This window comes from Acinetobacter sp. V91_7, from assembly GCF_031799075.1.
In the GTDB taxonomy this organism is placed as follows: Bacteria; Pseudomonadota; Gammaproteobacteria; order Pseudomonadales; family Moraxellaceae; genus Acinetobacter; species Acinetobacter calcoaceticus.
The window spans coordinates 1-23233 of sequence record NZ_JAVQNT010000037.1 but is presented as its reverse complement, the minus strand read 5'-3'; the positions used below and the strand labels follow the sequence as shown (position 1 = coordinate 23233).

The following is a 23233-nucleotide window of genomic DNA, read 5'->3' as shown; positions in this document are numbered from 1 at the left end:
TTTTATTAACTAATTAGGCTGGTTTACGTAAGTCTTTACGTAAAATTTTGCCTACGTTTGATTTTGGTAATTCATCCATAAACTCAACATAACGAGGGCGCTTATAGCCTGTTAAATTCTCTTTAGCAAAGCTCAAAACTTCTTCTGTAGTCAAGCTTTGATCTTTTTTCACAATAAAGAGTTTTGGCACTTCACCTGATTTTTCATCTGGAACACCAATCGCTGCAACTTCCAATACTTTCGGATGTTTAGCAATAATTTCTTCGATTTCACTTGGGTAAACGTTAAAGCCAGAAACCAAAATCATATCTTTTTTACGATCTACAATTTTGACATATCCACGGCTGTCCATAACGCCGATATCGCCAGTACGGAAGAAACCATCTGCTGTCATGACTTTAGCTGTCTCATCTGCACGGTTCCAGTAGCCTTTCATGACTTGAGGCCCACGAATCGAGATTTCACCTTGCTCACCTAAAGCAACTTCTTTACCGTCATCATCTAAAATGGCAACTTCAGTTAAAGGTAACGGAATACCAATTGTGCCACTAAATTCAGTAGAAGCAGGTGGATTTACAGTTGCTACCGGTGAGGTTTCTGACAAACCATAACCTTCAATAATGGTAGTGCCAGTAATTTTCTTCCAAGCTTCTGCTGTAGAAGGTAAAACGGCCATACCACCGCCCATCGCCATTTTTAACTTGCTATGGTCAAGTTGTCTGAACTCTTCATTATTCACTAAAGCATTAAATAATGTATTTACTGCTGGGAAGAATGATGGTTGATATTTACGCAGTTCGTTAATAACAGCTGGTAAATCACGAGGGTTCGGAATCAAGATATTTGCCTGACCTTTATACATACCGTACATGGCACAAACCATGAACGCAAAAATATGATAAAGCGGCAATGCACAAACAATACGATCGCCTTTAGCGCCATCGTTTGCTCCAAATTTACTTTGGAAAATACCATCACACTGAAGTAAGTTTGCGACAAGATTACGATGAGTAAGCTCTGCACCTTTTGAAACACCAGTAGTACCACCAGTATATTGAAGTACAGCCGTATCACTTAAAGTTAAAGTCGGACGCTTATAATTACTTGCATTTTCTTTGTTCAATGCTGAATTAAATTTAACGTGCCCCGGAATATTCCAAGCCGGAATTTGCTTACGTACTTTACGTAATACAAAGTTAACTAGAGTACCTTTAAGTGTACCAAGCATATCTCCTACTGATGCAACTACAACATGCTTCACTGGAGTTTTACCTAAAATGCTTTGGTAAACACTAGCAAAGTTCTCGATGATCACAAGTACTTCTGCACCTGAGTCATTTAATTGATGCTCAAGTTCACGCGCGGTATAAAGTGGATTAACATTCACTAATACCAAGCCCGCACGTAACACAGCTAATGCAACTACAGGATACTGCAACACATTCGGCATCATCACTGCCACACGAGTTCCTTTTGCTAACCCCAAATTTTGCAAATAGGTCGCGAACTTACGGCTCGCAAGCTCTAACTCATTAAATGACATCGCTTTATCCATAAAGATAAAGGCATCACGAGAACCAAATTTTTGGAAATTACTCTCAAAAATATCAACAAGTGAGGTATTTTCCGCAGGCAATGCTACTGTTTCTGGAATCCCTGTCTTTTGGTATTCTGCAAACCAAATTTTTTCCATAATGCCATTATCTCCGATTCGTAATCCTTAGTAATAACTGTTATTCAATGCCCCAGCTATTCTTTAGCTTCTTGGTGCCAGAACATATTTAAAACTTATTGGCACATTCATGACACTTCGAACAAGATTATGAGACAGAAATTTTGACAATTTGACCCTGTCAATTTTTTGCATGGAGTACAAATTACGTACTCCAAATTGCTGTCCTTTTAATCATTATTCAATACCAACAAGTTCAGTTCATTGCTTGAACATGTTGCCATATATAGCGTATTTATGTTGCCAGACGCTAGCTTTATCTCTGAATCAACAGTTTATTTGCTTTTTGATATCCACGTGGTAAGAGCTGACCTTTTGAAGCTCGTTTACCCAGGTATTTTTGTAGATCATCACCTTTTAATTTTAAATGTTGTTGCCCTGCAACCACCTGAATTATTTCATCTAAGTTCAGGGTTGTCATGGATAAAATTTGCTCTTTCGCTTCAAGTTGTATCAACTTATTACCTTTACCCTTATTTAAATTTGGGAGCTCTGCCAAATCAATGATTAAGAGTCGACCTGCTGAACTGAGCACAGCCAAATGTGTCATATTTTGAGCAGATATTAATGGTAAAGCTTTTGATTTATCAGGCACCGACAAGAATGTTTTCCCTGCCTTAGCATTGGTATCTAACTGTTTAGCTTGAGTTTTAAATCCATAACCTGATGTACTAGCAGCGATAAGTTCAGACGCTTCATCTTCTAGATAAACCTGAATAAACGACACGCCGCTTGCAGGAGCAAGTTTGGAACTTAATGGTTCACCTAAACCTCTTGCTGATGGCAAGCTGCTGATAGGTAAAGCATAACTACGCCCTGTCTCATCAAGGAAATAAATCCGTTGATTGGTTTTGCCCACAGCGTGACTTAAATATTGGTCGCCAGCACGGTAGTTTAAGTTTTCTGCATCAACATCTGCACCTTTTGCGGCACGAATCCAACCTGCTTCAGATAAAACAACCGTTACTGTTTCTGCTGGTACAAGGTCTTGTTCTTTAATCTGAACAGCTTCAGCACGTACCACAATTGGAGAACGGCGTTCGTCACCAAACTTTTTCGCGTCTTCTTTTAATTCACCGATAATCAGGTTCTTTAAAGATTCTGGATTTCCTAATTGCTCACGGATAATTGCTGCTTTTGCTGCAAGTTCATCCTGCTCTTGACGGATTTCCATCTCTTCGAGCTTTGCTAAATGACGTAACTTGAGTTCTAAAATTGCTTCTGCCTGTATCTCATCAATCTTAAAGTGTTCCATCAATACAGGTTTAGGCTGATCTTCTTCACGAATAATACGAATAACCGTATCAATATCAAGATAAGCAATTAAAAGACCTGCCAAAATATGCAGACGCTTTTCAATTCGGTTTAAATGATATTCTAAACGGCGGGTTACCGTTTTTTTACGGATCTCAATCCATTCCAGCAGAATACGACGAATCGATTTAACCTGAGGACGCCCATCTTCACCAATCATGTTTAAATTAACACGATAGCTTGACTCTAAGTCCGTCGTTGCAAATAAGTGGCTCATCACCGCTTCAGCATCAATACGATTTGAACGAAGTACAATCACTAATCGTGTTGGGTTTGCATGATCCGACTCATCACGTATATCCACCACCAATGGTAGCTTCTTAGCCTGCATTTGATCAGCAATTTGAGTAATGACCTTAGAGCCCGATACCTGATAAGGCAATTCAGTAATCACGATTTCATTTTTTTCGATGGTGTACACCGCTCGCATGCGGTAACTACCACGACCAGTAGTCTGGATTTTGAGTAATTCTTCTGGTGGAGTAATGATTTCAGCTTTTGTTGGTAAATCTGGCGCTGGAATATATTCAGCCAATTTTTCATCTGAAGTTTGCGGATTACGAATTAAGGCAATCGTTCCTTTAATCACTTCACGTAAATTATGCGGCGGAATATCTGTCGCCATACCAACAGCAATCCCTGTTGTGCCGTTGAGTAGAATATTAGGAATACGTGCTGGCAACGTAATGGGTTCTTTTAATGAACCATCAAAGTTATCTTGCCAGTCAGTTGTGCCCTGCCCTAACTCATTTAACAATAACTCACTGTAGGCAGAAAGTTTTGCTTCGGTATAACGCATCGCAGCAAATGACTTAGGATCATCTGGTGCCCCCCAGTTACCTTGTCCTTCAATTAAAGGATAACGATAGCTAAACGGCTGTGCCATCAATACCATGGCTTCATAACATGCAGAATCGCCATGGGGATGGTATTTACCGAGTACATCACCGACTGTACGTGCTGATTTTTTTGGCTTACCACTATTTTTCAGCCCTAATTCGCTCATGGCAAATACAATACGGCGCTGTACAGGCTTTAAACCATCACTGATATGTGGCAATGCACGGTCCATGATGACGTACATGGCATAATTCAGGTAAGCCTGTTCAGTAAATTCGGCTACAGAGCGGTTTTCTGTCGCTTGATGCGCAAGGCTGGTCATAGTCAGCTTATCTTCCAAATCAGTCGTTATTTTAAATGAGTCTTATGCTAAGTGGGCTATGTTACAGACACAAGAGGGAGTCTGTCACCTGAGCGTCAAATTATGTCTCATCTCTCTATATTTTTAGTTACTTGCTATAAAGTTAGGCAAAACTAGAGGCCTATCGACTCTAATCTTTTCCCTTGGGTTTCTTCACCCAATATCAAAATTACAGCAGCAACCAAAAGCAAAACAACTGTAAACATCATAAAAACGTGGCTAAATCCATTCTTAGCCACCATCATATGTGTGACAACGATCGGCGCCAAAATCCCGCCTAAACGCCCCATTGCCGAAGCCCAACCAGAACCAAAAGCTCGAATATTGGCTGGGTATTGCTCTGGCGTATAGGTATACAGCACGCCCCATGCTCCTAAATTAAAGAATGACATGAGGCAGCCCCAAAACATAATGCTGTTCACACTGTCGGCTTGTCCAAAGAAATATGCAGACAATGCACAAAAGCCAATAAAAGAAGCCAGTGTAATCTTTCTTCCCAAGCGCTCTACAAACCATGCAGCTGCCAAGTAACCGGGTAGCTGTGCCAAAATCATAAGAAGAACATATTCAAACGATTTAACAATGTCATAGCCTTGTTTCACCAATAAACTCGGTAACCAAGTGAAAATGCCATAGTATGAATACACAATCCCAAACCAAATGAGCCAGAGCATTAAACTACGGCGTGCAAAAGGACCACTCCAAAGTTGTTTAAAAGAAACCTTTTGTCGTATAGCTACCGGCATGACTTCAATATGATGAACAATTTGAACACCAGCTTGAGCTTCTAATTTTTGAACTAATGCATGCGCTTCTTCAATACGGCCACGATTAATGAGATACGGTATCGACTCAGGAAGTTTTTTCCAAATCACTAAAATATAAATCAGTGGGAGGCCACCCATGAGAAATGCAATATGCCAACCAAACTTAGGAATAATAAAATAAGAAATTAATGCAGCAACTAACCAGCCTAAACCCCAAAAACTTTCAAGGAGTACAATAAAACGACCACGTACATGTGCGGGTATATATTCACTAACCAGTGTTACAGCAACAGGCAACTGTCCACCAAGACCAACGCCAACAATAAAACGAAAAATTAATAACCACTTTAAATCTGGCGCAAAAGCACATAAGGCTGTGGCAATACTATAAATTGCCATGGTGGTCGCAAATATTGTCTTACGGCCAAAGCGATCTGCTAAAGCTCCCGAACAAACTGCGCCAATCGCCATTCCCACAAAGCCAATACTCACAATCCAGCCACTTTCGGCTGGAGTTAGCGCCCAGTCTTTGACTAAGGTTGTCATGATAAAAGCAATGATTCCTGTGTCCATCGCATCAAACATCCAACCTAGCCCAACCACCCACAATAATGTGTAGTGGAATTTGCCGATTGGAAGATTTTGTATACGTGAAATCAGGTCCATAGGAAAAACTCTACTGGAAAGAATTAGTGAGCAAGACAATATATTTAATTGTTATAGCATGCTCACATAGCATTCTGCATGATTAATGTTCGTCGGTTGAAGAAGCCGATTCTGCATCATCATCTTTATAAATAAATTTAGGCATTTCTAAACCAAAATAGATGGCTATCAAACGCAGGGTAAAACCAAAAATTAAGGTTGAAATGACGGTTAACTCTAAACTTAATCCTAAATCCTGGCATACCCAGTAACAGATGACCGCCACAAAAGAAATACTCGCATAAAGTTCGCGGCGGAAAACAAATGGGACATCGTTACATAAAATGTCACGTAAAATACCGCCAGAAACTCCGGTCAATACACCAGCTACAGCTGATACGACAAAACCGTGTCCCATTTGCAATGCAATTTGGCAACCAATGATGGTAAACCCGATTAAACCTAAAGCATCGAGCACCAAAAAGATGTTATGTAAGTGACGCATCCATTTGGCAATAATGATTGTGACAAATGCAGCGCAACAAGTCAGAACCAAATATTCAGGATGTTTTACCCAAGTTAAAGGATAGTGGCCAAGTAGTACATCACGTACAGAACCACCACCCAAGGCCGTCACACAGGCAATCAGTACGACACCGAACCAGTCCATACTCCGTCGCCCAGCAGACAATGCACCTGTCATGGCTTCGGCAGTAATCGCAATAATATAAATAACGGTGAGTAACATCGCCCTTTCCCTCAGGCCAAACGGTGGGCGTATTTTAAGGTAAAGTTATATGAATTGTGCACAGCATTGTTTAAATTTTTTTCCGGAGCCACATACACACGGTTGTTTCATCGTGACATGCATATCTACAGTCGGATCAAGAAAAAACCATTGTTGTTGGTGACACACAAAATGTGAAACCTCATGGTGGACCTGAGCTTTTTGTCCATCATGATAATGGGCCTTGAACTCAACCTGCGCATGCGTTTTGTCTAGTTTTTCTTTGGCATTGACCACCTCTAAACCCAACCATTGATTTTGTTTGCTCCAGTCTGCAATAGCCTCTTTATCAAGCGCAGTTTGCTGACCCAAAGCAGTTGTTTTCACAATATAATCAATTTGTTGTAATGCAAATGCACTATAACGCGAACGCATAAGCTGCTCTGCTGTTAGGGCTTTTTCTGTACCTAAATGTAAAGGCTCACAACATTCTGCATAGTTGCCTTTTCCACATGGACAAGTGTGTTGAGTCATTCTGTGTTTCTCAAATAAAAAAATAGCTCAGAGTTGAGCTATTTTATGATGTTTCTAGACTTGAAATGTATTTTAATCTTTTGATTCATCTTGTTCGATAGAAACAATATGAACTTTCTCGATTTTATGGCCTTCCATCGTCACCACTTCAAAGCGATAACCATCGGCTTCAACAGTTTCACCATTTTCAGGCAAGCGACCTAAATGGAATAATAAATAACCCGACAAAGTTGAATATTGCTCACTTTCATCAACCAAATCACGACCTAATAACAAAGATACGTGGCGAATGTCGGTTGAACCTTCAAGTATTAATGAACCATCTTCCAAGCTCTCAGCAGCTGCATCTAGTTCATCTTCATCTGGGAATTCACCCGCAATTGCTTCTAAGATATCGATTGGTGTTGCAATACCTTCAATTGAACCGTATTCATTTAAAACGATTGCCATTTGTAAGGGCGCTTGACGTAATTGCTCCATCACCATAAGTACCTGAGCATTTTCATGCACAATGACAGGTTCACGTAAATGCTTTTGGAAATCGACCACACCAGTTTCAATAAAGCCATTCAAAACTTTATGAGTGAGTGCAATACCCTCAATATTATCAAGCTCACCACGTGCAACAATCAAACGAGAGTGTGTCATTGACATTAAACGTTCTTTTAAAACTTCCGGCTCATCGTCTAAATCAATCCATTCAAGTTCAGGTCGTGGCGTCATTACGGACTTTACTGGACGTTCTGATAAACCAAGAACACCTTGCACAAGTACACTATGATAAACACCATTGTCTTCATCAAAAACTTCATCTGCAAAAGCTTGAGTAGCTAATACGTCCTCTTTATCAGAAGATTGTGTATCTGAGCTAGAACCACTGCTTTTACTTCCTAGCATACGTAAAACCGCAGAGGCAGTGCGATAACGCAAGTCTGTGGTTGTAACCAGCTTTTCCTGATTGCGGCGCATGCTCTGATTGATAATTTCTACCAAAACCGAGAAGCCAATTGCAGCGTATAAGTAGCCTTTCGGAATATGGAAACCAAAACCTTCCACGACCAAAGAGAAACCAATCATCATCAAGAAACCAAGACACAGAATAACGACCGTTGGATGCTTATTAACAAAGTCCATGAGTGGTCTTGATGCCCACAACATGATTCCGATAGCAATTACAACGGCAACCATCATGATTGATAGCTCTTTCACCATACCTACAGCTGTAATCACACTATCTAACGAGAACACAGCATCAAGCACAACAATCTGGACAATGACCATCCAGAACGCAGCATGAACAGGATTATCTTCTTTATGAAGTTGGTTACCTTCCATTCGTTCATGCAATTCCATGGTGCCTTTAAAGAGCAAGAACACACCACCGAACAACAAAATCAAATCACGACCAGAGAATGGATGATTAAGAATATGGAAGAGTGGTTCAGTCAGAGTCACAACCCAAGCAATCGAAGCTAAAAGTATTAGACGCATTCCTAAGGCGAGTACCAGACCCACTACACGCGCTTTAGCTCGCTGCTCTGGCGGCAGTTTTTCGGCCAAAATAGCAATGAAAACGAGGTTATCAATCCCCAGAACAATTTCGAGAACGATTAAAGTTGCTAAGCCCACCCAAGCAGCGGGATCAGACATCCACTCAAAGATCATCGATCCTGCTCCTGCGCTGACTGGATTTTATCTTTATTTGGCAACACAGCAGGCATGCCCATACAAAGGAGGGAAAATGTTTTTTTAGGACAAGAAATTAAAACGGAGCGACTACAACCACTACCCATATTTGTTCATATGTTGTTAAACGAATTTTTAGTATAGGCAAGATTTAATAGAAATTCATCATTTTTATTTGTTCATGAAGGGCATTCACCAAACCCATACAAAACATGAATCTTTCTTATAAATCTGCTTATAAAGTTGTCATATCTTTGGCTTAGTGTAGACAAGAAATATGAACGTGATAAGGTGAAAATAAAGCAATGAATAGCGTATTAACAATGGCAGTAAATGATTCATCTATAACAGCTGTAAAAACAAAACAACCTCTTATTGCATTATATTGTGGTTCACGTGTAGGAAATAATCCAATCTATCGAGAAAAAGCAATTGAGCTCGCTCGCGGCATTGCTGAGCAAGGCTTTGGTTTGGTCTACGGCGGTGCAAGCATTGGCTTAATGGGACAAGTAGCCGACAGCGTACTTGAAAATGGCGGTGAAGCTGTGGGAGTGATCCCTGATTTTATGCTTAACTATGAAGAAGCACACTCAAGATTAACCGAATTACACGTAGTAGAAACCATGCATGAGCGTAAAGCCATGATGGCTGAACGTGCAAGTGCATTTGTTGCATTACCGGGTGGTTTAGGAACATTCGAAGAGATATTAGAAATAGCCACTTGGGGTCAACTTAACCAACACCAAAAACCCATGATTTTGTATAACGTAAATGGCTTTTATAATGCATTGATTGCCCAGCTAGACCATGCGGTTCAAGAAGGTTTTCTTCCCCTTCAACACCGAGCTAAATTAATTGTATGTGATGATGTTGATCAGATTTATAACGTGATTAAAAACTTAAAAATGCCGAAAAGATTTGTTGTCTAGTTGCCCACCTACTCTCCATAAAAAAGCGGTTCTGCCGCTTTTTTTATTTTAACTATTTTCACCGTTGCCTTCAAAAGCAATTAGATTTAGTAAAGGGGTACTCAACATTGTCTTACTTTTTTTACTTTCAATTTGTTTTACACTAGACCAAAACGTTAACTTTCAAATGTTATGAATGCCACGCCGACCCACCAAGCCTTGCAACCTGAATATCGCTTACTCGTACTTTTGGTTTCCATTGGCTTTTTTATGCAGGCTTTGGACACAACGATTGTAAATACCGCTATTCCTGCAATGGCTCATCATCTAAATGAAGATCCATTACGCATGCACAGCGTAGTAGTGGCCTATGTCTTATCAGTAGCTGCCTGTATTCCTTTAAGTGGCTGGTTAGCAGACCGCTTTGGTGTTAGAAATATTTTCTTATCGGCAATCGTTATTTTTACTCTGGCTTCTTTAGGTTGTGGTCTTTCTCAAAGTCTCAATGAGCTGTTAGTTTTCCGAGTTATCCAAGGCGTGGGTGGAGCATTATTACTCCCTGTTGGTCGATTATCTCTTTTAAAAATTATTCCTCGAACTCAGTTCTTAGCTGCAATGAGCTTAATGAGTCTTGCAGGTTTACTCGGACCTTTGGCTGGTCCAACTTTAGGCGGCTGGTTAGTTGAAGTTGCAACTTGGCACTGGATTTTTCTCATCAATATTCCTATGGGTATCTTAGGCATATTAATGACATTAAAAGTAATGCCAAATGTCAAAGAGCCTACAGTTAAGACATTTGATCTGATCGGTTTTATATTATTAGTGGTAGCAATGATCGGATGGTCGTTGGGTATCGAACATCTAGCATCACCTGAATATTCAAAATGGTTCAGCATTTCGCTATTGGTGGTCGGCATAATCGCAACCCTTTGGTATGCCTATCATTCTCACACCCATCAAAACGCATTATTCCGCAGTCGACTCTTTAGAAATAAAATTTATGCGATTGGTATTTTAGGTAATTTCTTTGCCCGCTTTGGTGGTAATGCTTTACCTTTTGTTTTACCGCTCATGTTACAGGTCGCTTTTGGTTTTGAACCTTTTATTGCGGGTTTAATGATGATTCCTCTGGTCTTAGGTTCATTATTTTCAAAGCCAATCGTCAGACCGATTATTCAGAAAATTGGCTATAGACGTTTTTTACTCATCAACACAACGCTGGTCGGGTTATGTATTGCATCTTTTGCCATCATGACAGTCGACACTCCAACTTGGTTTAGAGCCTTACACTTTTTCTTATTTGGTACATTAAATTCATTACAATTTGTTGGAATGAACACTTTGACCTTAAAAGATTTGCCTCAACAAGATGCGAGTAGCGGTAATAGTTTTTTATCGATGATCATGATGCTATCAATGAGTATTGGCGTGGCGCTGGCAGGTACACTCATTAATGTATTTACCAGTTATTATGGTGCCGATCACGTGACAACAGCATTCCATGTCACCTTAATTTGCCTCGGTTGTATCAATGTCATTGCTGCACTTATCTTCTGGCAGATTCCCAAAAATACCCCCGTATAAGCCGTTGCACTTTTAGCGTGGTTTATCACTCTTGAATCACGTTATGATGTCGGCCTAACATCTTTAATGAGTTTTGCATGACCAAACTGGCTAAAACCTTTTTCACAGCACGGCACTACAATACCCTAATGGGAATTGGCTTGGCATGTGTTATGGGAGTTCTGGCTTATTTTGGTCTGTTCTATCAACAAAAAGCCGTGGCACAAGATTATCCAGTTCAAGGATTCGATGTCTCTCACCATCAAGGTGACATTGACTGGAAAAAAATATCACCAGAAAAGTTCCAATTCGTTTATTTAAAAGCGACTGAAGGTGGTGATTATAAAGATTCAAAATTTCAAGAAAATTGGCTTAAGGCTCGTGAACATGGGTTTCATGTAGGGGCTTATCACTTTTACCGTCTATGTCGAGATGGTAAAACACAAGCAGATAACTTTATTGCGACTGTGCCTAAAAAATCAGATGCGCTTCCGCCAGTTATTGATCTGGAATACGACAGTAACTGTATTAATACATACACCAAAGAGCAGTTAATTAAAGAAATTGGCATCATGCATGACCGTTTAAAACAGCATTATGGCAAACAGCCTATCTTCTATATTTCTAGAACTTTTTATCACATTGTCCTAGTTGGAAATTTTTCTGCTACTCCCCTTTGGGTTCGTGATTATGAAGCTAAACCTGAACTCAAAGATAAAAGAAAATGGCTCTTTTGGCAGCATAGTAATCAAGGTAAAATTGAAGGGGTGATAAAGCCTGTAGATCTCAATGTCTATGAAGGTTCAGTCAAAGAATGGCACCAATTTTTACAGCATCAAGGCATCGTGAAAGCACAATAATATGCGCAAAATCATTCATATCGATATGGATGCCTTTTATGCATCAGTCGAGCTACGGGAACAACCTGAATTAAGGCATTTACCCGTTGTTATTTCATCTCATCATCCGCGAGCTGTGATTGCTGCTGCATCTTACCCTGCCCGTGAATTTGGTTTGCGTTCAGCCATGTCGATGAGTCAGGCAAGAAAACTATGCCCTCAAGTCGTTATTATTGAACCAAATTTTGAAAAATATCGCACAGTTTCAGCTCAAATTCATTCTATCTTTCAGCAATATACGCTACTTATTGAGCCATTATCTTTAGATGAAGCTTATTTGGATGTCACTGAGAATTTAAAACAGATTGCGAGTGCAACTGAAGTTGCCATGCATATTCGAGAAGATATTTTTAGATTAACTGGACTGACTGCATCGGCAGGTGTAGCACCCAATAAGTTTTTAGCAAAAATTGCTTCGGACTGGAATAAACCGAATGGTTTATGTGTAATAAAACCTTCGCAGGTTGCTAATTTCATTCAAGATCTTCCACTTAAAAAAATTCCCGGAGTCGGCAAAGTCACTCAGGAAAAATTACAACAGCTTCAGTTGCATACGCTGGGTGACTTACAAAAAATTGAAGAGGCTATTTTAATTCACCATTTCGGTAAATATGGTCAACAGCTCTATCTATATGCGCAAGGGATTGATCATAGACCTGTTCAAGCTGAAAGAGCTCGCCAACAAATTTCAAAAGAGACTACCTTTGATAGTGATTTTACTTTAACTCAATGTCAGCCCTATTGGCAGGGATTAGCCGAAAAAGTCTGGCAAAGCTTAGAGAAAAAACAGCTCAATGCACGTGGTGTTAATGTCAAACTTAAACTCAAGAATTTTCAGACTTTACAACATAGTAAAAGCTTTAAAAGACCGATCCAGTCGCTACACGACCTAATCCAAGTTTTATTTTTATTATTAAATGAAATGCAGATTCCCGAACATTTCCAGTTTCGCTTAATTGGTATAGGGGTTTATCAGTTACAAACTCAATCAGATGACTTTCAACTTAACCTTTGGTGATTGACTACTTTTCACTCAAAAAGAGTGGATTTTGAACAAAATCTATTCCCTTTTGCTCCAAGTTTAGAGTAACCTAATCAGCGCATATTCATTACCCATGTATTTGCAACATGCTTAAAGCAACCTTTACTTTTGGCATACCGTCCTGTGATTGGCGTGACGACCAAATCCGAATATTACAGGGCCCTTCCGATACATGGTTGATCTGATACTCCTCATCACAATAATCTACTGAAATTCTTTTCTACTTGCTTGCACCTACCTAGCAACTCTTCATAAAATCAAAACTATTAAATAAAGCCACTCTAGAGCATTTTTATGACGGTAAAGCGTTTACATGTTACTTCACGCTACTGCGAAGTCGCGATTTCAGGTAATTTAGTACACTTAGCTGGGCAACTCGCAGATGATACAAGCGTAGATGTTACATCACAGACTCAGCAAACTTTAGATAATATTGATCGCTTATTGGCAGAAGCTGGAACCGATAAAACCCACATTCTTTCTGTCATGATTTTTCTAAAAGATATCGAAAAAGATTATGCAGCGATGAATGCTGTTTGGGATGCATGGATTAGTGAAGGACATCCACCAGCGCGTACTTGTGTAGAGTCCAAACTTTATACGCCGGACGTGCTTGTAGAAATGACTGTTGTTGCAGTACTTCCATAATTTTTATAAATATAAATCGAGATTAAATTGAGCAATATCTCTAGTTATATTGCTCAATTTTTTACTGCTTAAATAATTAATGTCAGTATCTTATTAGGGCTTATCAAATTGCTAAGCTTGTCCATACTTGTTATTCAAGATGAGGCACAATTATTTTTAATCTTTATTGCACCGAACGCTTATCTCAATCCGACGTTATCTACTTTTTAAGACTTCACAAAAGCATTTGACATTCTTTCTAGCTGCGGCGTTGCATGTAAAGTTGCCATCTCTGTTTCTGGACTCAATAAGTCTCTTCTTAGATCATGATAGTCAGGTACCTCACCGTAATGCAGCACACGATAACCAGCGAGTTGCAACAGACGACGTTCATATTGTTGATGCGCTCGGCGTAAACCATTTTCGCCAAGAACAACAACGACAACAACCTGATAATTTTGATCAAGTACAACAAAATCAGCTGCCATATTTTGATATTTTCGACGTGTATGCGCATATTTTGTAGTTAATAGTGCATCAAAGGATACATGTGCCAATACCGTAAATTTAGGCAAAACTGTTTGTAGTCTGGTTAATGTTATTTGCTCATGACTCGTTAATACTGCACGGCGCTTCAAGGCACTATCATGTTGATGCCTTCGTGAAAGACTTTTCACTGCCATCACAACAGCCAAAAATAATAATAAGATCGTAATTAGATAATACATGGGCTTAATCCTTTAAGTTTTTTATAATGATTTTGCTAGATCACACTTTGTTTTAATTGATAACGACACAGCCGTTCTTTAAAAGGTTCACTTAGTAATTTCACTTGTAGTTATCAAGCTTGGCTTAAATTTAGCCACCCTCACATTATTTATAATCATAGAATCAACAACAATCAAGTGCAGCTCGTCAGATTTATGGTATTTATCATTTTTCGTTACGTTTTTTGTACTTTAAATCTGCAAAAATCTCACTATGCGATTTAAATAGACACATTAAAAACAAAAAAGGCTCTGTTTAAGAGCCTTTTTTATCATTATCCACGAGCTTTTGATTTTGGTTTACTTTTACCACCAAATGGTCTCTTCTCGCCTGTTTCACGAGGAGGCAAACCAGTATGCTGGGTTAGAACCTGTCCTTTTTGTGGACGTTTCTGCCCTGCTGCTGAGCGAGTTTGCCCCTGACCACGTTTTGCTGAATCTCCCGCCACAGACGAGTTCTTCTTACGCGCAGATTTATATTCACCTTCAGCAGTACCTTGTGGCTGATAGGTTGGAATCAAATGCTGCTTCGAATTACCAATTAAATCGGCACGGCCCATTTCTTTTAAGGCCTCACGAAGTAATGGCCAGTTGTTTGGATCATGGTAACGTAAGAATGCTTTATGCAAACGACGACGCTTCTCACCTTTTACAATATCAACTTTTTCAGTATAGCGAGCTACTTTAGCAAGCGGGTTCTTACCCGAATAGTACATGGTGGTTGCAGTTGCCATTGGCGATGGATAGAACGTTTGTACCTGATCAGCACGGAAACCATTTTTCTTAAGCCAGATTGCAAGGTGCATCATGTCATAATCTGAAGTACCCGGATGTGCAGCAATAAAGTAAGGAATTAAGTATTGCTCTTTTCCTGCTTCTTTACTGAAACGGTCAAACATTTGCTTGAAACGATCATACGTACCAATACCCGGTTTCATCATCTTAGATAAAGGACCATTTTCGGTATGCTCTGGAGCAATTTTTAAATAACCGCCAACATGATGTTGTACCAGTTCTTTTACATATTCCGGATTCAGTACTGCAAGGTCATAACGTAAACCTGAACCAATTAGAATCTTCTTCACACCTTTAATCGCACGCGCTTTACGATAAAGCTGTACTAAAGGTGCATGATCGGTATGCAAGTTTTGACAAACACCCGGATATACACAAGAAGGTTTACGGCAGTTCTTTTCAATTTCAGGGTCTTTACAGTGCAAACGGTACATGTTTGCGGTTGGACCGCCTAAGTCAGAAATAATGCCTGTGAAGTTTGGTGCCGTGTCACGAATTTTCTCAATCTCACGTAAAATTGAGTCTTCAGAACGGTTTTGAATAATACGTCCTTCATGTTCTGTAATCGAACAGAAAGTGCAGCCACCAAAACAGCCACGCATAATGTTGACCGAGAATTTGATCATATCAAATGCAGGGAAACGAGCATCGCCATAAGTTGGATGAGGCAAACGTGCGTATGGAAGATCAAACACATAGTCCATTTCCTCAGTGGTTAGAGGAATTGGAGGTGGGTTAATCCATACATCACGCTCACCATGGCGTTGAACCAAAGCACGGGCATTACCTGGATTAGTTTCAAGATGCAAAATACGGTTTGCATGCGCGTAAAGCACGTGATCATTTGATACTTCTTCAAAAGAAGGTAAACGAATGACCGCTAACTCGCGTGGAGGTAACTTATGTTTAATTGCTTTTGACGGTGCCAGCTTTAATTGAACGATTTGAGTGTCGTCATCTAGTTTGTCGCCTTCACGCACAATCGGATTTGCAACAATCTCTTTCTGGAAATCTTGATACTGAGCTAATGAGTTACCTTTTTCTTTTTCAACCTCACAGCCATCAATATCTTCAGTCATGACATATGGGTTAATAATTGGATCAACACGTCCAATCGTATCTACATCATTACTCGCAACTTCAACAAACTTTGCTTTTGATGCTTTGTTATGTTTATTAATAATAAATGCTGTACCACGAACATCTGTAATCTCGTGGATTTTTTCACCTTTAGCCAAACGATGCATCACATCAATAATGGCACGCTCACCATTACCATACATAAGCAAATCGGCTTTTGAATCCATCAAAATCGAACGACGAACTTTATCTGACCAATAATCGTAGTGTGCAATACGACGTAAACTGCCTTCAATTCCACCTAATAACACAGGTACATCAGGGAATGCTTCACGACAACGCTGGCAATATACTGTTGCTGCACGGTCAGGACGTTTGTTCGGCTCATTGTTTGGAGAGTAAGCATCATCTGAACGAATTTTACGATCTGCCGTATAACGGTTGATCATCGAATCCATATTACCTGCCGTCACACCCCAAGCAATGGTGGGCTTACCTAAAACGCGGAAGCTTTCAACATTGGTCCAGTCTGGCTGTGCAATAATTCCGACACGAAAACCTTGTGCCTCAAGCACACGTCCAATCACACCTGAAACAAACGATGGATGGTCAATATAGGCATCACCGCAAACTAAAATGAAGTCACACGCATCCCAGCCGAGTTGATCCATTTCTTCTCGTGACATCGGCAAAAATGGCGCTGGTTCAAAACACGACGCCCAATATTTGTCGTAATCAAACAACGCTTTTGGCGCAGTTTGCATGGTGTAGGCAGTAGACATGGCTTGCGAATCTCGGCTAGCAGATGGAGGAGAGACATCTAAAGATGAAAGCCGATCATTTTAACATGAATTCCATTCATTTTCCCTGTTTATAAAACAAACGAAAACAAGGATATAAAAAATAATTTGATTAAAGTTTATCCAATATTTTATTCTTCTAATAAATGCGGTGGAATAAAAGCCGCCGCATTTTTAACTCATTTATTTATAGGGCTTAGAACAAAGCTTTTGGCAAACGAATTTGAATAATCTCATTATCGTCAGCCAATTTTGCGTTACGCCCTGTAGACCCAGGGAAGTTATTATCATTTAGAACAGTCAACGTTGTACTATTTTCAATGATGACATCTTCAATAGTTTCAAAAGGGAAAGCGAAAACCTGTCCTGTCCCAACATCTCCTGCTCTTGCTGCGCCATAAAGTAAATTAGGATTGGCAATTTTAATTAAATCGACTAAATCTTCACGGCTTACTAGTTGGCCTGACTCATTTAATTTAATACGAATTAATTTTTTATATCCGCCTAAATTATTCTGAGTCGCATCACGCTCAATAATAATACCTTCTTTATCATTAAGGAGTTGGAAGTCACCAATATTGGTTGCCTTACTGTCTAACTGGAACCAATAATATTTTCCTGTATACGCTTTTTTCTTCAGATCAAATTGGGAAATCAATAATTGTCTTTCCGTTTCTCGAATTGATTTAAGCGGTTTCTCTACAAGAGGATAGAGATATTGGCCATCTGGAGAGATTGCCATTCCTTCAAAACCACCACTTTGCTGAACTAGAGGCTCTACAAAATTAATTTGCGCTTTATTAAACTGATTTTGAGGAGAGCGAAGTTCTTGCGTCGGATTTAGTGGATTTGGCAAAGCAATCGGAGCATCCAACAACACACCATCTGCAGAGAAATGAAGTAAATAAGGACCAAACTCATCCCCAATCCAATAAGTCCCATCACCAGTACGTTGCATTGACTCTGGGTCAAAATCAGCACCTGTTAATAAACGCTCAGCTGTATCGCCATTGACGATACTAAATGGAATTAACTTGTTTGGATCACGCAGTTGGATAAAGCTTTGCACAGTAACTTGACCCGCGCCTTTAGCTTTAGTTTTGAAATCAGGCTTTATTTTATAAATACGAAGTAAAAAGTCTGATGAATTAGCTTGAGTTCCAAAGCCGTTATCGGCCATTGCCATATAACTGCCATCTTCATTTTTTAATGCAGCAGAAAACCCTGTACAGGCTGGCCTTTAAATGGAGGATAAATTCCATTTGCACCTTTCACATATGCGCCAGAGTCTGGACCAGCAGCGTAGGTTTCTACAGGTAACTTGGCAAAAGAAATTAAGGTCGGTTCCGTAATATTTTCAGTGGGTGAAGTTCGTTCTTGATCGTTATCATCGTTACATGCCGTCAATCCTAAACTGGCACAGCATAATAATGCGACTAAAGTTTTTTTGCTCATGGTTTTATACAGTCGGTAAAAAATTAAGCAAATTTAATCAAGCTTATATGAAGTTTTTACTTCAAAAAGATGAAATCTTTATGGCGAAAATATGACAAATATATCTGTTAGATCAATGTTAAAAAACTATTGGCTCAAGATTTCACTAAAGTTTCGTTGGCTGATATTCTCCAGCAATTGCTGCTTTCAAAAAATTCTGAAAGGTAGGACATAGCATATGATTTTCAGCAGGACACACTGCCGCATGTTGTAATCCTTGACTAATAAAATGTAATCGCTTTGCCATTTGCTCTAATTGTTCAGCTTTATCTTTTAATTTTTGACGATCAAGATCAGGTTTACCATCTTGTCCAAACATTGTGGCAATCTCATTTAAAGAAAAACCCGCAGCACGACCTAAAGCAATTAATGCCAGTTGATCAAGCACCTGTTTACCATACTGCCGGCGTAAACCTTGCCGCCTTATCGACTTAATTAATCCCTTCTCTTCATAAAAACGTAGCGTTGCTGTTGTGACTTTTGCCTTTTTCGCGACTTCACCAATATCCATAATACCCTCTTGACTTCAAGTGAACTTCAACTTGCACAATAAATTTATCACGTTTCATACGTATAAAAGCAAGGTGTAAAAATGAATATCTCTACATTGTTCTTTCAAGCTTTATGCCTCGGTATCGGGGCAACAGTAATTATGGATATCTGGCTGTTAATATTAAAGATATTCAAAATTCCGACCTTAAACTTTGCCTTTCTCGGACGCTGGGTTGGTTGGATATTTCAAGGCAAATTCATACATCAATCCATTGCCCAAAGCTCTCAAATTAAGGGTGAATATTTACTGGGTTGGATCACACACTATAGCGTTGGGATGATTTTTGCCTTGAGCTTTCTTCTCATTGTCGGCTCCGATTGGCTCATTCATCCTCAGTTTTACTCAGCGCTCCTGTTTGGTTTAGTCACTGTTCTCATTCCTTTTTTTATTATGCAACCTGCGATGGGTAGTGGTTTCGCTTCTTCAAAAACCCTTCATCCATTTTTGAATTGTCTAAAAAGTTTGCTTAACCATAGTGTTTTTGGCTGTGGTTTATATCTCACTGCAAAAATCTTTCAAATTTAAAATAAAGGAAAATCTCATGAAAACCGTTGCCATTATTTACTATAGTCGTCAGGGTCATACCCAGTTTATTGCTCAGCAAATTCAAACTGGCGTATTAAGCCAAAAAAATATTAAAGTAGATCTACTGAGTGCTGAACATCTCATTGAAAACCCTGAAATACTTATCCAATACGATGGCTTGATTTGGGGAACTCCCACTTATTTAGGTGGTGTATCCTCGAAATTAAAACAACTCATGGATGCAACTGGCCCACTATGGAAAAAACAGAGCTTTAAAGGAAAACTAGCGGCTGGGTTTACCGTATCATCCCTTCCCGCGGGTGATAAACAATCGACATTAATTTCACTTTTTACCTTTTGTATGCAACACGGCATGTTATGGGTCGGTAATCCAATTCTGCCCGAGCAACATCAAGGTGTACCTTATGCTGAAGCAGCTAATCGTCTCGGTTCATGGTCAGGCTTAATGGCTCAGGCTGAACACGGCAGTAGTCCCGATAGGTTTGATGAAGGAGACATTAAAACTGCCCGATTATTTGGAAATAACTTTGCAATGACCTTGAATGCTTATCTTGGAGTGTAAGATTATGACAGCACAAAGGATTTTATTACTCTTAATTTTATCCGCAACGATGTCATTTATAATTTCAGGAATTACGACTTTTAAAGCACTAGGCTCGGTTCAAAATTTCTTTTCATTATGGATATCCGCATAGGGTATTGCATGGATATTTGCTTTCCCAAGTGTGTTGATCTGTACTCCTGTAGCACAAAAACTAGTCGACATCGTATTTAAGAAAGTTGAAAAAGTATATCTGTAAGTTAAAACGTACAAAACTTGCGGTGAATTGCGGATATCCAGCTTTAGTATTTTTTTATAATATATGAAACATAGAGAGACAGGATGTCTCATTGAAGAAGAATAAGAACGCAGGAAGCGGTAGTTGACAGGAGTTAGCTACATAAGCTGAATACGAAGGAACCTCGACAGGATGTCGGGGTTTTTTCATTTTAATCATACAAAATTCTCACTATTTTCTTGTGCTGAGCAACAGAACTTATATTGATCCATTAGTTACAGCTGAATACCATGATTTCATTTGAAACTTGATTATCGGTTTTATATTTTGCTTACCTCATCTTTATCTAACAATTATTTTAAACCAACTCAAATACACATTTTGAGCCTCAAATTTTTTACAATTGTTTTAATGACAATAATGACGGGGTGTACGAGCTTAGGCCCGAATAGTGGTTCATTTTCATGGCGTTCAAATAAACTCTCGTCTGGTTTACAAAAAGCTTATTCTGTTCCACAAAGCACAGCTAATCGGTTATCTCCAATTATTATTCAAAGTGCTGATCAATATAATGTGCCGCCTCTTTTACTTGCCGCGGTCATAAGACAAGAATCTAGTTACAATACTAATGCGCTATCACCTACGGGTGCAGTCGGTTTAACTCAAATTATTCCTAGCTATTGGCAACAAACTTGTGCTGGTAATTTGTATGATGAATCTACAAATATTCAATGCGGTGCATATATTTTAAATCATTATTATCAGTCAGCTGATAGTTGGTTTAAAGCCACTGCTTATTACAATGTTGGACCTACAGGATATGAGCGAAGTTTCTGGACACGTCACAAAGCTAAGAAATATGCCCGATCTGTTAAACGTCATCAAAAAGCTCTAAAAAGCGCCTTATAAATTAAAGTCAAATAAAAAAGCCCATCTGTTGATGGGCTTTTTTATACAAGTAATTTTATTCGTCAAATAAACCTTCAAATAGAACAGAAGATAAATAACGCTCACCACTGTCTGGAAGAATAACAACAATCGTTTTGCCAGCATTTTCAGGACGTTCTGCAATTTTAGCAGCCGCAGCCAAAGCTGCTCCACTTGAAATACCCACTAAAATGCCTTCCTGCGTTGCACAATTTCTTGCCCACTGAATTGCTTCTTCACTAGTTATTGGTAGGACTTCATCAACAAGATCTAAATCAAGATTCTTTGGAATAAAATTCGCACCAATTCCCTGAATTTTATGCGGTGCAGGTGTAATATTCTCACCATTTCTAGTTTGAGTAATAATTGGAGACTCAGCAGGTTCAACGGCTACAGAATACAAAGGTTTATTTTGAACTTGTTCGAAATAACGAGAAATACCAGTAATTGTGCCGCCAGTACCTACACCCGCAACCAAAATATCGACTTGTCCATCTGTTGCTTGCCAAATTTCAGGACCAGTTGTATCCACATGAATTTGTGGATTTGCTGGATTTTCAAATTGTTGAGGTAGGAAATAAACATCTGGTTGTTCAGCTACTAATCGCACAGCTTCATCAACTGCACCTTTCATCCCTTTCGCTGGTTCAGTTAAAACTAAATTGGCACCGAGTGCTTTTAACACTTTTCTACGCTCAAGACTCATGCTTGCAGGCATAGTTAAAGTAATGGGGTAACCCTTAGCTGCAGCAACAAAAGCCAATGCAATCCCCGTGTTACCACTGGTTGGTTCAATAATATGCATGCCTTCTTTTAACACACCACGCTTTTCTGCATCTGCAATAAGTGCCGCTCCAATACGACATTTCACAGAAAATGCAGGATTCCGACTTTCTACTTTTGCTAATACAGTTGCATCAGTTTTAATCAAACGATTGATACGAACTAAAGGTGTATTACCAATTGCTTCTGCATTATTTGAATAAACTGCGATCCCTAAATTATTGGGTGTTGGAAATTGCTGGTCGGTAGACATGTTATATCCTTATTAGATTTGGAATGATTCTTAATCATTATAGGCCTGTCAAATAAACAGGAAAGTAGAAAACATTAAGTTTTAGAAAAATTTATACTTTTAAGATAATAAAGCTTTTTTCATGAGGGACTAAAGTATAAATCATCAAACTTTTTATATAGAAGAATATCTAAAATTAATCATTTGATATAGCTAGAATTTTTATATTTTAATGTACCATTTTCTAATATTAATGTAGATTTCGTTACGCTATTACTTGTAACCACTTCTTTATAATTTCCTCTTTCTAACAAAAACTTAGTTTCACTTTCTAACACTACTTCTGCTGACTGCTTATTTTCAGATATATAAAGGGACTTGATCTTAGCATTATGAAGAATTTTGGAAGCATTAATAAAGGTTATAATTACTCCCTCTTTATAACTCTCTTTAGTGAGAGGGGTACCATCCTTCTTAGCACCCAAAAAATCTTCTGATAACAAGGCCATAAAACTCATTATTTCCTTGTTTTGTACTGATGTTTTTTCTTTTTCTAAAAGATTTAAAACCAATTTTTCATCAATAGATTCAGCTGGATAACTATAAAAGGCAAAACAAGCAAATAAAAAAACTATTATTCTCATAAAATACCTAAATTAAAATTATAAAAGGAAATTAAGATATTATTTCTTCGTTTATACCTTCCTATTTTGCTTATTTTTTCATCTTTTAGATTAAATTACTATAGGAAATCAGCGCACTTATTTTAAATTAGATATAAAAAAACACCCTCAACTGTAAAGTTGAGGGTGTTTAGAATAATGAGCTGGCG

Annotated in this window: 19 protein-coding genes and 2 pseudogenes; 9 read left to right on the top strand and 12 right to left on the bottom strand. The window is 38.9% G+C overall.

The window, feature by feature from the left end; translation table 11 throughout:
- Positions 1-13: 13 nt before the first annotated feature.
- From RMB03_RS11725 to RMB03_RS11700, 6 genes are all read right to left on the bottom strand, one after another.
- On the bottom strand, positions 14-1693 hold the full coding sequence (locus RMB03_RS11725; RefSeq protein WP_311076295.1) for a long-chain-fatty-acid--CoA ligase: 1680 nt from the start codon (positions 1691-1693) through the stop codon (positions 14-16).
- A gap of 295 nt (positions 1694-1988) precedes the next feature.
- On the bottom strand, positions 1989-4208 hold the full coding sequence (parC, locus tag RMB03_RS11720) for a DNA topoisomerase IV subunit A (RefSeq protein WP_005037371.1): 2220 nt from the start codon (positions 4206-4208) through the stop codon (positions 1989-1991).
- A gap of 152 nt (positions 4209-4360) precedes the next feature.
- Complete coding sequence (locus RMB03_RS11715) at positions 4361-5680, bottom strand: MFS transporter (protein ID WP_005037373.1); 1320 nt, start codon at positions 5678-5680, stop codon at positions 4361-4363.
- 82 nt (positions 5681-5762) lie between these two features.
- Positions 5763-6407 carry a trimeric intracellular cation channel family protein gene (locus RMB03_RS11710; protein ID WP_002121256.1) on the bottom strand — a complete coding sequence of 215 codons (645 nt, stop codon included), beginning with the start codon at positions 6405-6407 and terminating at the stop codon, positions 5763-5765.
- Positions 6408-6452: 45 nt separating this feature from the next.
- Complete coding sequence (locus tag RMB03_RS11705; protein WP_311076291.1) at positions 6453-6920, bottom strand: YchJ family protein; 468 nt, start codon at positions 6918-6920, stop codon at positions 6453-6455.
- 72 nt (positions 6921-6992) lie between these two features.
- Positions 6993-8585: a TerC family protein gene (locus RMB03_RS11700; protein WP_005037379.1), complete on the bottom strand. Its 1593-nt coding sequence runs from the start codon at positions 8583-8585 to the stop codon at positions 6993-6995.
- A gap of 326 nt (positions 8586-8911) precedes the next feature.
- On the opposite strand from RMB03_RS11700, the gene RMB03_RS11695 reads away from it, so the two are divergent.
- The 5 genes from RMB03_RS11695 (at position 8912) to RMB03_RS11675 (ending at position 13666) form a co-directional block, all read left to right on the top strand.
- A complete protein-coding gene (locus RMB03_RS11695) occupies positions 8912-9535 on the top strand; it encodes a TIGR00730 family Rossman fold protein (RefSeq protein WP_311076288.1) in 624 nt (207 codons plus the stop codon).
- A gap of 171 nt (positions 9536-9706) precedes the next feature.
- A complete protein-coding gene (mdtD, locus tag RMB03_RS11690; RefSeq protein WP_017391137.1) occupies positions 9707-11098 on the top strand; it encodes a multidrug transporter subunit MdtD in 1392 nt (463 codons plus the stop codon).
- 77 nt (positions 11099-11175) lie between these two features.
- Complete coding sequence (locus RMB03_RS11685) at positions 11176-11937, top strand: GH25 family lysozyme (RefSeq protein ID WP_311076286.1); 762 nt, start codon at positions 11176-11178, stop codon at positions 11935-11937.
- Position 11938: 1 nt separating this feature from the next.
- Positions 11939-12994 carry a DNA polymerase IV gene (dinB, locus tag RMB03_RS11680; RefSeq protein WP_307013529.1) on the top strand — a complete coding sequence of 352 codons (1056 nt, stop codon included), beginning with the start codon at positions 11939-11941 and terminating at the stop codon, positions 12992-12994.
- A 318-nt stretch (positions 12995-13312) separates the two neighbouring features.
- On the top strand, positions 13313-13666 hold the full coding sequence (locus RMB03_RS11675) for a RidA family protein (RefSeq protein ID WP_209831395.1): 354 nt from the start codon (positions 13313-13315) through the stop codon (positions 13664-13666).
- A 206-nt stretch (positions 13667-13872) separates the two neighbouring features.
- Here RMB03_RS11675 and RMB03_RS11670 read toward each other — a convergent pair whose 3' ends face one another.
- From RMB03_RS11670 to RMB03_RS11655, 4 genes and pseudogenes are all read right to left on the bottom strand, one after another.
- Positions 13873-14373, bottom strand: a complete 501-nt coding sequence (locus RMB03_RS11670) for a DUF2726 domain-containing protein (RefSeq protein ID WP_311076280.1) — start codon at positions 14371-14373, stop codon at positions 13873-13875.
- Positions 14374-14687: 314 nt separating this feature from the next.
- Positions 14688-17069, bottom strand: a complete 2382-nt coding sequence (locus RMB03_RS11665; protein WP_311076279.1) for a YgiQ family radical SAM protein — start codon at positions 17067-17069, stop codon at positions 14688-14690.
- Between the two features lie 214 nt (positions 17070-17283).
- Positions 17284-18542: pseudogene (locus tag RMB03_RS11660) on the bottom strand (esterase-like activity of phytase family protein).
- 145 nt (positions 18543-18687) lie between these two features.
- Complete coding sequence (locus tag RMB03_RS11655) at positions 18688-19092, bottom strand: helix-turn-helix domain-containing protein (protein ID WP_311076277.1); 405 nt, start codon at positions 19090-19092, stop codon at positions 18688-18690.
- 81 nt (positions 19093-19173) lie between these two features.
- Between RMB03_RS11655 and RMB03_RS11650 the strand changes: the two genes are divergently transcribed.
- The 4 genes and pseudogenes from RMB03_RS11650 to RMB03_RS11635 all read left to right on the top strand — a co-directional run bounded on the left by RMB03_RS11650 (position 19174) and on the right by RMB03_RS11635 (position 21368).
- Positions 19174-19659, top strand: coding sequence for a DUF2938 domain-containing protein (locus RMB03_RS11650; RefSeq protein WP_311076275.1), 486 nt, complete (start codon positions 19174-19176; stop codon positions 19657-19659).
- Between the two features lie 16 nt (positions 19660-19675).
- Positions 19676-20242, top strand: a complete 567-nt coding sequence (locus RMB03_RS11645) for a flavodoxin family protein (RefSeq protein ID WP_311076273.1) — start codon at positions 19676-19678, stop codon at positions 20240-20242.
- A 4-nt stretch (positions 20243-20246) separates the two neighbouring features.
- Positions 20247-20480: pseudogene (locus RMB03_RS11640) on the top strand (DUF2798 domain-containing protein).
- Between the two features lie 279 nt (positions 20481-20759).
- Positions 20760-21368: a lytic transglycosylase domain-containing protein gene (locus RMB03_RS11635; RefSeq protein ID WP_080592970.1), complete on the top strand. Its 609-nt coding sequence runs from the start codon at positions 20760-20762 to the stop codon at positions 21366-21368.
- A gap of 55 nt (positions 21369-21423) precedes the next feature.
- On the opposite strand, the gene cysK is transcribed toward RMB03_RS11635, so the two are convergent.
- The gene (gene cysK / locus RMB03_RS11630) at positions 21424-22422 is read right to left on the bottom strand and encodes a cysteine synthase A (RefSeq protein WP_281833207.1); all 999 of its coding nucleotides are present in this window, start codon (positions 22420-22422) and stop codon (positions 21424-21426) included.
- Positions 22423-22601: 179 nt separating this feature from the next.
- Positions 22602-23045 carry a nuclear transport factor 2 family protein gene (locus RMB03_RS11625; protein WP_311076270.1) on the bottom strand — a complete coding sequence of 148 codons (444 nt, stop codon included), beginning with the start codon at positions 23043-23045 and terminating at the stop codon, positions 22602-22604.
- Positions 23046-23233: the final 188 nt, after the last annotated feature.